The sequence below is a fragment of the Streptomyces sp. NPDC045778 genome (genome assembly GCF_056431945.1).
Window position 1 is genome coordinate 1 of the sequence record NZ_JBWKJZ010000028.1, and the last position, 10,510, is coordinate 10,510.

General features: G+C 70.2%; 8 protein-coding genes and 2 pseudogenes. 4 read left to right on the forward strand and 6 right to left on the reverse strand.

The window, feature by feature from the left end:
* Window positions 1–283: 283 nt before the first annotated feature.
* The gene (locus AC07GB_RS29580) at window positions 284–853 is read right to left on the reverse strand and encodes an SMI1/KNR4 family protein (RefSeq protein WP_478850724.1); all 570 of its coding nucleotides are present in this window, start codon (window positions 851–853) and stop codon (window positions 284–286) included.
* Between the two features lie 714 nt (window positions 854–1,567).
* Between AC07GB_RS29580 and AC07GB_RS29585 the strand changes: the two genes are divergently transcribed.
* Together AC07GB_RS29585 and AC07GB_RS29590 are read left to right on the forward strand one after the other, a co-directional pair.
* The gene (locus tag AC07GB_RS29585; RefSeq protein WP_478850726.1) at window positions 1,568–2,200 is read left to right on the forward strand and encodes a dihydrofolate reductase family protein; all 633 of its coding nucleotides are present in this window, start codon (window positions 1,568–1,570) and stop codon (window positions 2,198–2,200) included.
* A gap of 134 nt (window positions 2,201–2,334) precedes the next feature.
* A pseudogene (locus tag AC07GB_RS29590) lies at window positions 2,335–2,622 on the forward strand (NUDIX hydrolase); the annotation flags it as partial.
* 185 nt (window positions 2,623–2,807) lie between these two features.
* Here AC07GB_RS29590 and AC07GB_RS29595 read toward each other — a convergent pair.
* The 3 genes from AC07GB_RS29595 to AC07GB_RS29605 are packed head-to-tail and all read right to left on the reverse strand — an operon-like array spanning window position 2,808 to window position 6,138.
* Window positions 2,808–3,644, reverse strand: a complete 837-nt coding sequence (locus AC07GB_RS29595) for an ABC-2 transporter permease (RefSeq protein WP_478850728.1) — start codon at window positions 3,642–3,644, stop codon at window positions 2,808–2,810.
* Complete coding sequence (locus tag AC07GB_RS29600; protein ID WP_478850730.1) at window positions 3,641–5,194, reverse strand: ABC transporter permease subunit; 1,554 nt, start codon at window positions 5,192–5,194, stop codon at window positions 3,641–3,643. Before AC07GB_RS29600 ends, AC07GB_RS29595 begins: the two co-directional genes overlap by 4 nt.
* Window positions 5,191–6,138 carry an ATP-binding cassette domain-containing protein gene (locus tag AC07GB_RS29605; protein ID WP_478850732.1) on the reverse strand — a complete coding sequence of 316 codons (948 nt, stop codon included), beginning with the start codon at window positions 6,136–6,138 and terminating at the stop codon, window positions 5,191–5,193. The genes AC07GB_RS29600 and AC07GB_RS29605 overlap by 4 nt, the downstream gene beginning before the upstream one ends.
* A 126-nt stretch (window positions 6,139–6,264) precedes the next feature.
* Between AC07GB_RS29605 and AC07GB_RS29610 the strand changes: the two are divergent.
* Window positions 6,265–7,358 (forward strand): annotated as a pseudogene (locus AC07GB_RS29610) (IS630 family transposase).
* A gap of 48 nt (window positions 7,359–7,406) precedes the next feature.
* Here the strand turns inward: AC07GB_RS29610 and AC07GB_RS29615 are convergent.
* Window positions 7,407–8,357 (reverse strand): NADP-dependent oxidoreductase, encoded by a 951-nt coding sequence (locus AC07GB_RS29615; protein ID WP_478850734.1) that lies wholly within the window; start codon window positions 8,355–8,357, stop codon window positions 7,407–7,409.
* A gap of 84 nt (window positions 8,358–8,441) precedes the next feature.
* On the opposite strand from AC07GB_RS29615, the gene AC07GB_RS29620 reads away from it, so the two are divergent.
* A complete protein-coding gene (locus tag AC07GB_RS29620; RefSeq protein ID WP_478850736.1) occupies window positions 8,442–9,014 on the forward strand; it encodes a TetR/AcrR family transcriptional regulator in 573 nt (190 codons plus the stop codon).
* 431 nt (window positions 9,015–9,445) lie between these two features.
* On the opposite strand, the gene AC07GB_RS29625 is transcribed toward AC07GB_RS29620, so the two are convergent.
* The gene (locus AC07GB_RS29625; RefSeq protein WP_478850738.1) at window positions 9,446–9,793 is read right to left on the reverse strand and encodes a hypothetical protein; all 348 of its coding nucleotides are present in this window, start codon (window positions 9,791–9,793) and stop codon (window positions 9,446–9,448) included.
* Between the last annotated feature and the right edge of the window lie 717 nt (window positions 9,794–10,510).

Below are 10,510 nucleotides of genomic sequence, written 5' to 3' on the forward strand. Positions count from 1 at the left end.
CCACCCGGTACGACAAGACCGCCGAGTCCTACCACGCAGCAGTCACCCTCGCCTCACTCCTGATGTGGGCGTGACATTTGACGACAGAACCTAGGTGATCAGGCCCCCGCCCCGGTCCGCCACCGCATGCCGTCCATCGCTGCCGCCGTGTCCATACCGGTGGACGGCCCGACTTGATGCCTCGCGGCAACAGCGGCTCAGGTCGCCCACTGGTCGATCGTCAGATCTCCACGCCCCACAGGGCCTGATCATCCACAATCAAGATCAACTTTCGCGACGGACCTCAGCCTCTCACGTCGGCCCAGACCAGTGTCCCCGGGAAATCGGTGTCCATGTCGATGGCCCGCCACTCGTCACCGTCGCCCATGACTGCGATCCACGGGGGCGGGGATGCCAGGGCGTTGCCTGTGACGTCGAGCGCGGCCGAAAGGGATGCCCACCCCGGGCCTTCGAACCAGCGGTAGCCGGTCTCCTCGATGTCCCATGACCCGAGATGTCCTGTCTGTGTGTCGACGACGAGCTGCATCTCGCCGAGCGCGCCGATCGGCACGATCAAGCGGCTGTCGTGCGAGCCATAGCAATCGTCTTTCACCCGGTACTTGAGCGTTCCAAGGTGATCGTCAGCGATTTGCTGGACGCTGTGAAGCGTGTATGTGGACGGGATGACATCGGTGAGCCCCGACCCGTTGTGCCGTAACAGCGACTGCTCAACATCCTCGGGCAGCCGCACGCCGAGCGCGCTGTAGAGGCCGTCCAACTCGGGGCGGGTGCACGGCCCTGGTAGGGGCTGTTCTTGCGGAGCATACTGGTCCAGCCAGCGTTCGATCTTCTCCCACGACTCATCCACCGACACTCGTGCCCTCCGCTCGCCAACAGACCGGCCCCGCCTAGGAAATCACCCCGCGTGGCTGTGTCCTGCACTTTCACCACAGGCTCTGGCCGGCCCCCACCCGGCCAGGCCCGCCACCAGCCGCGCCTGCGGCGCCACGCCGGCCGCCCGCGAGGACGACCACGGTGAGAGGGCCACAGCACGCCAGGCCCGGTACGCCACGTACCTGCCGGGCATCCAACATGTCGCCGGCCAGGGTGCCGCACGAGGACGCCGGGGCTGCGTCGGGCCTGTTCAACACCGCCATGCGTCTGGGCATCGCCCTCGGCACCGCGCCGACCGCCCTGGTGTCTTCGCCACCACCGGCGGCACGCCCGACGCCGACTCAACTGCGAGGCGTTCACCACCGTGCTGTGGCGGGTCGCCGCTCGCTCGCCCTGATGCGGGCCCAGGTGCCCACGCGCCCGAATGTTCCGTACGTCCCGGCCTGCTTGTCTGTCAGAAACTCCACCGGCCCGAAACGGATCGTAGCCAGTACCAACAGCCGTTCGACGACCTGTCCACGAATCCCGTGCGTGCGGAGGGCAGCCATGTAGGCCTCCGGGCCCCGAAGCAGCGCCACTCCGCGACCTGATCGGCTGCGGTGTCATGGGCTCTCGCATTACTCCACGGCGCGGCCGATGAGTTTGTGGCGTCCGACCGGTCCAAGCTCGTGACACCCGAAGAAAGGACACTGCCATGTCGGAACTCCTCGTCGACTTCATCACCTCCCTCGACGGCCACGCGTCGGGAGAGGGATGGCCCGGGTTCTGGGGCCTGGAGGGCCCGGAGTACCTCGCGTGGCTCAAAGAGCAGCCCGAAGTCACCTATCTGATGGGGGCGAACACCTACCGCCTGATGTCGGGCTTCGCCGCAGGCGAGGTCCCGGACGGCCAAGACGAGTTCAGGCCCGAAGAAGAGGCGTCCGTGGACGAGCTGACGCAAGCGTCCAAGGTGGTGTTCTCCTCCTCGCTCAAGGAGCCACTGACGTGGGCCAACTCCACGCTCGTCCGCGACGACGCCGTCGAGGCGGTCCGCGCCATGAAGGCGAGTGGCTCGGGTCTCCTCAGCACGATCGGCAGCCTCAGTCTGTCCCGGTCCCTGCTGCGAGCCGGACTCGTCGACCGCTTCCGGGTCGTGATGTTCCCGGTGATCACCGGGGCCACGGGCGCAGAGCGCATCTACGACGGCTATCCGGATGTTGCCCTGGAGATGAGCGAGCACCGCACCTTCGACGGCCGCATCCAGCTGGTCGAGTACAAGCCCCGCGTGCTCGAGCACCCACCGCTCGGTGCCCCCACGGGCACCCCGACGGCCGACCCCGCCTCGTGACGCAGTACGCGCACTCCGTCTTCACCGACCGTCAGGGGGCAAGCCGCGCCGACCTGGGCCGCCGCGTCGGGTAGCCACGTGTGCGATGTGGGCGGGGGCCGGGGCGGCGCGGGCGCGAACGGCCATGCCGGGGAGGCTTCGAACGCCTGCTGGGCGTGGACTCAAGTGTGATCCCCGCGGCCCAGGCCCGTGCCGGTACCGAGCAGCAGAACGCCGGCGTCTTCTACCAGGTCCGTATCACCGGCGGCCGGCTCCGGCCCGAACCGGACGGCGATACCTCTGAGTCGGTTTGGACTCCGATCCCCGGCGTCGCTCGCCTGCGCCGGCCATCGCTGGTCGACGTCGGGCCCGCCCTGGCACAGAGCGTTCCGGCAACCGGCCATGTCGCTCCTGTCCCGGTCGGTGGTTTGATCCAGCACTGACTCCGGGGGGCCGGCCCGTCGCCTCCTGACGCCGCTCACGTCACCGCGCGCTCCATCGTCTGCTGGACATGAACTCACCCCTCGCCCTCGCACCATGCCCGAGGCGGAAGCGGCCCGATCGGCGACGGGCAGTGGGCCCGGGCCGGCATCCTGAAGCCAACGTGCTCGCGGACAGCCCGGCGCGGCTAAGCGTCACGCCTGCGCAGCAGAAGGTTGCCGACCAGCAACGCAACCGCGGCCCACATGGCGAGCACGCCCAGGCCGGCCCATGGGCCGATGGGCAGCTCGTGCGGATGGAGGGTGGTTTGGACCGCGAGTCCAGCGGTCATGGGCGAGAACCGCTGGAGGTGGCGCTGCCACTCCGGGTCGTTGACCACCTGGGTGACGACCGGGAAGAGGTAGAGCAGCCCGAGCACGATCCCGATGGCGGTCGCCGCCTCCCGTACCGCCGTCGCCACGCCGAGGCCGATCAGGGCGACCAGGACGAGGTAGAGGACCGAGCCCACGGCCGCGCGCAGGGTCGGGCCGTCGGCCAGGGACAGCGGGGGACAGCCGTGCGCCTGGGTGAATCCGTTGCCGGGCATGATGCGGCGGCCGACGAGGAGGGAGGCCAGGACGGCAACCGTCCCGGAGGCCAGGACGACCTTGGTGAGAACCGTCGCCTTGGCGGTGAGGACGGTGAGCCGGTTCGGCACCGCCGTGAACGTGGTGCGGATCATGCCGGTGCCGTACTCGCCGCTGACGGCCAGTACCGCGAAGACGGCCATGACCGCCTGCCCGACGGTGACGCCGGTCAGGGCGAGCTTGACGGCGTCCTGGCCGCACCCCGCGTCCGGGCACTTCACGGCCTTGGCGGTGCCGCAGCCGACGGCCACGGTCAGTGCGACGGCGAGCAGGAGCAACCTGCCCATGTCTCCTGCCGTGCGCAGCTTCGTCCACTCCGCGTGCAGGGCGCGGCCGAAGACCCCGCGCCACGCACCCTCCGCCGCGCTCGTGAGTCGTGCGCTGCTCAGGAGACTCATACGTCCCTCCCGCGTAGCCGCACCACGGCCAGACCGAAGGCGAGCGCGGCGTATCCGCACAGCACGGCGAAGCCGGCCCATGGCGCAAGCGGGTAGTAGCCGGTCGACGGCTCGTACACGCTGAGCACCTGCGCGTACTGGGGCAGGGTCTGCTGGATGGCGAGGCCCGCGGCCGGGGTCACCCGGAGCAGCCACTCCGAGACGCCCGGGGTCAGTACGCCGGAGGTGGCAAGCAAGAAGGGCAGCACGATCGACGCGACGACCAGGGTGACAGCCGTGCCGCTGCGCCGCAGCAGGGCACCGACGCCGAGGGAGAGCACGGTGGCGGCCGCGCAGAGCAGGCCGGTGCCGACCACGACGCGCACTTCGGTTGCCGATGTGGTGGGGAAGACGTGGAAGCCCCGGCCTCGCGCGCCGTGTTCCCCGAGGGGAAGGGTGATCGCGGCGGCGACCAGGCCGATGGCGCACGCGCAACCCCCGGCCACCAGAGCCTTGGCACCAAGTACCCGGCTTCGTAGGGGAGTTGCCGCCATGGTCGTACGCAGCAGACCGCGCCGGTACTCGCCGGTGATGAACACCGTGCCCACGGTGATCACCACGATCAGCCCGGCGAAGGTGCCGACGAGGAAGTTCTCGACGGAGAAGCCGACGCCCATGACGGGCCCGCCGACGACCGGTGCGATGTCACCGGCCCCGGTCACGGTGAACCCGCCGCCGGTGCGGGTGAAGCCGCCCTTGAGGGTGTTCGTGTAGCTGCCGGAGGTGCCGGCGTCGCCGCCCACCTGTGTGCCGCTCCACGCCCCCCGGGACCAGTCGCCGGTGAGTGCGGGGCGGCCGAAGGTGCCGGTGGCCACGGCAGGGCTGAAGCCCGCGCCCGCCCCGGTGTCCTGCTTCGCCTCCGGCGACGTCGCGAAAAGCCCGGCCTGTACGGTGCGCGCGAGCCCAGGCAGCTTCACACGGCCGACCTTGGTCCAGTGGGAGCCGTCGGTGGAGGTGGAACCGGTGAGACTGTCACCGGAGCGGACCAGGCGCAGCCAACGCGGTGACTCTTGGGTGACCTTGCCGGAAGGGCCCGCCGTGTCGTGCGTGTAGTCGTACTGCATGCGTACGCCGTGACCGCCGGTTGCCATGACCGCCGCGTACGGGGATCCCTGGGCGAGGCTTTCCTTCACGATGATCCCGGCCTTCGCCCAGGGCTGGACGCCCGGGGCCGACTTGCCGACCCCGTTGTCGACCACACCGGTCAGCGACCGCAGGGGAACGGTGAGAGTGCCGTCACCGGTGAGCGTCTTGCGGACGAAGTAGAAGCTGTCATTGGCGGCCTCGCCGCCGGGACCCTTCGGATACGAGGCGGAGTCGGCGCCGCCATCGCCGGGGGCGGCCGTGCCGAGCAGGCCGACCACGATCGTCACCAGGAGCGCCCCCGCCATGGCGAGGACCCAGCCGCGTACCGTACGGAACTTCGTCCACTCGGCGTGCAGCGTCCTGACGAACCCGCTCCGCTCAGCGCCCTTCGTGGCCGGGGAGCGAGGGGTGAGGGTGGCTGTCATCGCGTGGCTTCCCCCGCCGGGACGCCCCGGTACTCCACCGCGTCCCGGGTGAGGTCCATGTACGCCTCTTCGAGCGTCGCCCGGTGCGCGGACACCTGGGAGAAGGGCACCCCGTTCCGGGCGAGCAGGGCCACGATCTCCTCGTCGGGCAGGCCCGTGACGCCGAGGGCATCGGCGCCGGTGGTGAGAACGGTGACGCCCGCGCCGCGCAGGACGTGGGCGGCGCGCGCAGGCGCGGAGGTACGCAGGGTGACCCGGTCACCGGACGCCTCGGCGAGCAGCTCGGACACGCTGGTGTCCGCGACGACCCGGCCGCGGCCGATCACCACGAGGTGGTCCGCGGTGTCTTCGAGTTCGCCCATCAGGTGACTGGAGACCAGGACGGCGCGGCCCTGCCGGGCCGGCTCCGCCAGGAAGCCGCGCATCCACGCGATGCCGTCGGGGTCGAGGCCGTTGAACGGCTCGTCCAGCATGACCACCGGCGGGTCGCCGAGCAGCGCCGCCGCGATCCCCAGGCGCTGGCGCATGCCCAGCGAGAAGCCGCCGGCCTTGCGCCGGGCCGCCGTGCCCAGGCCGGCCTGTTCGATGACCTCGTCCACGCGCCGGGGCGGCACGCCCTGTGAGTGGGCCAGCCACAGCAGGTGGTTACGGGCGGTGCGGCTCGGTTGGAGCGCGGAGGCGTCGAGCAGGGCCCCCAGATGCCGGAGCGGACGACGCAAGGTGCGGTACGGTACCCCGCCGACCAGGGCCTTTCCCTCCTCAGCTGCGTCAAGGCCCAGGATCACGCGCATGGTGGTGGACTTGCCCGCGCCGTTCGGCCCGACGAAGCCGGTCACCCGCCCGGGTCGCACGGTGAACGTCATCCCGTCCAGAGCCAGCTGGGGACCGAAGCGTTTACGTAAACCGACGACCTCGATCGTCGCCTTCGTACTCTCATCGCTCATGGGCCCCACCCTGTGACGGAGCGGGTTACAGGGGCCGAACGGCCGCTGTCATCCCGCTGTTACTGAGCTTGTCGGGGTGTTGTCGTGATGGGTGACGGGTGGTGATCCCTGCGGTAGGCCGGTGGTATGCGGTACGCGCAGGGTGGCGGGCTGACCGCCGAGCGACGGCAGTTTCGGGAACGGATCCGGTATGAGGCCGGTGAGCGGTTCGCGCGGGGCGAGAGAAACGCCGTGATCGCGAAGAACCTACGGGTGAGTGAGCGGTCGGTGGAGCGCTGGCGGCGGGCCTGGCGCCAGGGCAGGGCGGCGGCCCTCGCCTCGGCCGGACCGCCGAAGCTCCCCAGGCTGACCGACGACCGGTTCGCCGAACTCAAGGAGGAACTGGCCAAAGGCCCGGCCGAGCATGGCTGGGAAGACCAGCGGTGGACTCTGACCCGCATCCGGGCACTGATCTTGTGGCGGTTCGGCCTGAACGTCTCGTCGTCGGCGGTATGGCGGCTGCTGCACCGGCACGGCTGGTCCTGGCAGTCGCCGGCCCGTCGGGCGCTGGAACGGGACGAGCACGCCGTCGAGCTGTGGAAGAAGGACGTGTGGCCGCAGGCGGAATGACTGCGGCGGCGCTCGGGGCCTGGATCGTGTTCGAGGACGAGGCGGGGTTCGGGATGACCCCGCCGCGGGCCCGCACCTGGGGCCGGCACGGACACACGCCGGTGGTGCGGGTGCGCGGCCGGTCCTGGCGCCGCTACTCGATTGCCGCGCTGTGCTGATATCGGCCAGGCGAGCCCTCCCGATTGATCTACCGGCCCCGTCGGCACCGCAAGCATCGGGGCAAGGGACGCAACAGCTTCGCCTGGACCGACTACCGCGACCTCGTCGTCCGCGCTCACATCCAGCTCAAAGCTCCCATTGTCCTCATCTGGGACAATCTCAACACCCACCGAACCGCCGGGATGCGCCAGTACGCGGACGAGCACGGTTGGCTCACCATCGTCCACCTGCCCTCCTATGCACCGGATCTCAACCCGGTGGAAGGCGTGTGGTCACTCCTGCCGCACGGCCCACTGGCCAACGTCGCCTTCACCGACGACGACCACCTCGAACGCACCCTCCGCCGCGGCCTACGGCACATCCAGCGCCGCCCCGACCTGATCGACGGCTGCCTCACCGGCACCAGACTCAGAACGGCCCGCCACTCGACAACAACCCGAAGAGATCAGTAACTCCGCTCCTTGTCGAGGTGGTCTCGCTTTGTCAGGCCGGCAGGGCGATCACAGGACGAGCATGAGCTTGCCGCCGGGGCGGCGGGACTGGCTGAGTTCGGCCGCTTCCTGGATCTGGTCGAGGGTGTAGGTGCGGGCGACCGGTATGACCAGGACGCCTTCGCCGGCGAGCCGGGCGAACTCGTCCATCTGGTCGTAGCGGATCTCGGTGGTGGTCCGGACGCCCAGTTCGGCCGCGGCGGCGAAGTCCGAGACGGTGAGGACACGGTCGGGCTCCCCGGTCAGCCCGATCAGCGTCGGCAGTGAACCGCCGGCCGGGCTTGGCTGGTCGGCGCGGTCGATCCGGCCGCCGGTCGGCGCCGCGTCGAGGGCGCGGTCGATGTGGCCTCCGGACAGTGCCCTGACGCGTTCGGCCATGCCCTCGCCGTAGGCGGTCACCTGGGCGCCGATCTCTTCCAGAGCTGCTGCCCGGGTCTGCCCGGCGGTGGCTATCACCTGCATACCCCGGTGCAGCGCGAAGCGCACCGCTGCCTCACCCACGGTGGTGCCCGCGCCGTGGACGAGCAGCAGTTCACCCGGCTGGACGCCGAGGTCGTCGAGCGCGCGCCACGCCGTCTCGGCCGCCATCGGCAACGCGGCGGCCTGCTCGGCGGTGACGCCGTCGGGGATGCGTGCCCAGGCCGGCATCAGCGCGTACTCGGCAGCACCGGCCGTCGGGCCGTCGAAGGTGGCCGGGCCGAACACGCGGTCGCCGATCCGGACGCCGGTGACGCCCTCGCCGAGCGCGTCGACGGTGCCTGCGATCTCGAGGCCGAGCCCGCGCGGCAGCGGCGGCAGATGGCCGGCGAGGAGACCGTCGACGACGTGCCAGTCGGCCGGTGTCAGGCCGCACGCCCGCACGGCGATCCGGATTTGACCGGGTCCCGGCTCCGGCTGTGGGACGTCGCGGAGCACGATCACGTCCGGGGACCCGAACCGGTCGAACTGAAGAGCCTTCATGGCGATCCCTCAAGTGATGACAGCATCTGTTGTCATCGACGATAGCACCGTGACAACAGATGCTGTTGTCGTACCCTGGTGGGCATGCCGAGATGGGAATCCGACGCACAAGGCCGACTCGAGCGCGCGGCGCTCGAGCTGTTCGAGACGCAGGGGTTCGAGCGCACCTCGGTCGCGCAGATCGCGGGCGCCGCCGGTCTGAAGGAGCGCTCCTTCTACCGTTACTTCCCCGACAAGCGGGAAGTCCTCTTCGCCGGTAACGAACTCGAGGCCCACCTCGTCGCCCAGGTCGAGGCGGCCGACCCGGACCTCACCCCGATCGAGGCGCTGCTGACCGCGCTGAGAACCGCCGAGGAGATCTTTCGCCCGCGTGAGTTCCTGCTGCGCCGTGCCAGAGTGATCGCCGCCAACCCGGCACTGGCTGAGCGCGATCTGATCAAACTCGCCGACATCGCCGACGCGCTGGCGCTGGCGCTCGAGCGCCGCGGCGTCGAGCCCGGCAAGGCGCGCTTCATCATCGACGTGGTGCTCGCGATCCACCGGCGCGCCACGTCCCGCTGGTTGACCTCCCCGGACGCCTCCCTCTCCCAGCTCATCACCCAGGCCTCCGACGAGTTGCGCGAGGCGGTCACGCTGCCCGCTCCGACGGCCCGCTGAGTCGGCCCACGACTCCCGAAGCTGTCCACAACGGACACGAAGGTGTCCCGTCCCTGGTCGGTCGGCATGGCCTGACCGAAATGACCCCTTTTGGGCTCACCTTGGCGATACCCCGGCTTCGATCTCGGCCTGGAGAAGCTGCGTAGCGGATGGCGGTCTTCTCGTCGATGCCGAAGACGAGCGCGAGGTGGAGCGGGTCGGCGCCGTGGGTCAGGGCCTCTTCGAGCTGACGGTCAACACGGAGCCGTTCCAGGGTGGCGGTGAGGTTGCGGGTTGCCCGGGTGGTCCAGAGCTTGCCGGCCGGGCGTCGCCGGCTCTCCGCCCCAGCTGGTGACCAGCGTCTTGATCTCCGGCTTGGTCGGCGGGATCCGCGAAGCCGCGTCCTTGGAGCCGCGGGGCCGGTTCATCTCGTCGACCGGGCACTCGACGACTCACCCGGTCATGCGGTGGATCTCGACCTTGTGCCGCACCTCCAGGAACAGGAAGTACGTGGTCTGCGCCTGCGCGCGAGCCAGCCGGGTGCCGCTCGGCGAGCCCCGCAGCGCCTTCCCGAAGTACCCCTCGGCATCGGTCGGCTCCATATCCCACAGCGGTCGGCCGAACCAGGCCCGCATCTGGTCCAGGTGCCCGACGTCCCCTCGGATGGTGCCGTCCGCCAGCCCCGCCGAATCCCGCGCGAGGACGACCCCGGCAAGCACGTCGGTCTCGAACTGCTCCAGTTCCTCCTCCGAGACCGGATCACGGAACTCGCGCAGGTCGCGTACGGCTGCCAGCGCCAACCCGAGACTCCTCACCTTCACCCTGATCGCAGACCGATCGGACGAATTGAGAACAGCTCAAGAATCCTGAATTTACGTCACCAGCTCGAAGAACGCCCCAAGGAGACAGAACCCCCTGGTCACGAGGACAGGGACTCGGCAGGACTCAGGGGAACTCATGGGATCTCGCACGAGCAAGCGGGTGCATGTGCCAGGCGTGCGATGTCCGGGCATTGCGCGCTGTTGGCCACGAGCGCCCCGCGTGCGCGCCTTGCGGCGGCATCAGCGGTTCGAGCCCACTGGGGAGATGGAGTTGGTGGCGGGTTGTCGGGTGCCGGTGTACAGGTTCGTCTACAGCAGGGCGACCGCCGGGTAGGAGGGTGCGCCATGTCTGCCGCGAGCGTGGAGCCGGTCGCGCGGGCCAGGATCAGCTGCCGGTGCCCGAGCGGTGTACTGAGTCCTGCGGAGTTGTGGTCGCACATGGCCGCGGGGCGGGGTGCGGTGGGCTCGGTGCCGGTGGGACGCGGCGTGGCTGAAGGCGATGCGTGATCGGGGGCTGATGGTTCGCGCGGACCGCGGCTGTTTCCTGGACGGGGATGGGCGGGCGTGGGTCCCGCAGGCGTCCGCAGGCGTCCGCAGGCGTCCTCGCCGGCCCCGAACGAGCAGCCGTGGGTGGATCCGCATTCCGGCTGCTGTTGGAAGGGGCCGGGAGGCTGTGGAGCGCGCCGGGGTCCGGGA

What these genes read in the sequence shown, in the direction of transcription:
- AC07GB_RS29600 (WP_478850730.1), bottom strand. Translation starts at nt 5,194, where the DNA reads ATGACAGCCACCCTCACCCCTCGCTCCCCGGCCACGAAGGGCGCTGAG.
- AC07GB_RS29620 (WP_478850736.1), top strand. Translation starts at nt 8,442, where the DNA reads ATGCCGAGATGGGAATCCGACGCACAAGGCCGACTCGAGCGCGCGGCG.
- AC07GB_RS29585 (WP_478850726.1), top strand. Translation starts at nt 1,568, where the DNA reads ATGTCGGAACTCCTCGTCGACTTCATCACCTCCCTCGACGGCCACGCG.
- AC07GB_RS29595 (WP_478850728.1), bottom strand. Translation starts at nt 3,644, where the DNA reads ATGAGTCTCCTGAGCAGCGCACGACTCACGAGCGCGGCGGAGGGTGCG.
- AC07GB_RS29615 (WP_478850734.1), bottom strand. Translation starts at nt 8,357, where the DNA reads ATGAAGGCTCTTCAGTTCGACCGGTTCGGGTCCCCGGACGTGATCGTG.
- AC07GB_RS29605 (WP_478850732.1), bottom strand. Translation starts at nt 6,138, where the DNA reads ATGAGCGATGAGAGTACGAAGGCGACGATCGAGGTCGTCGGTTTACGT.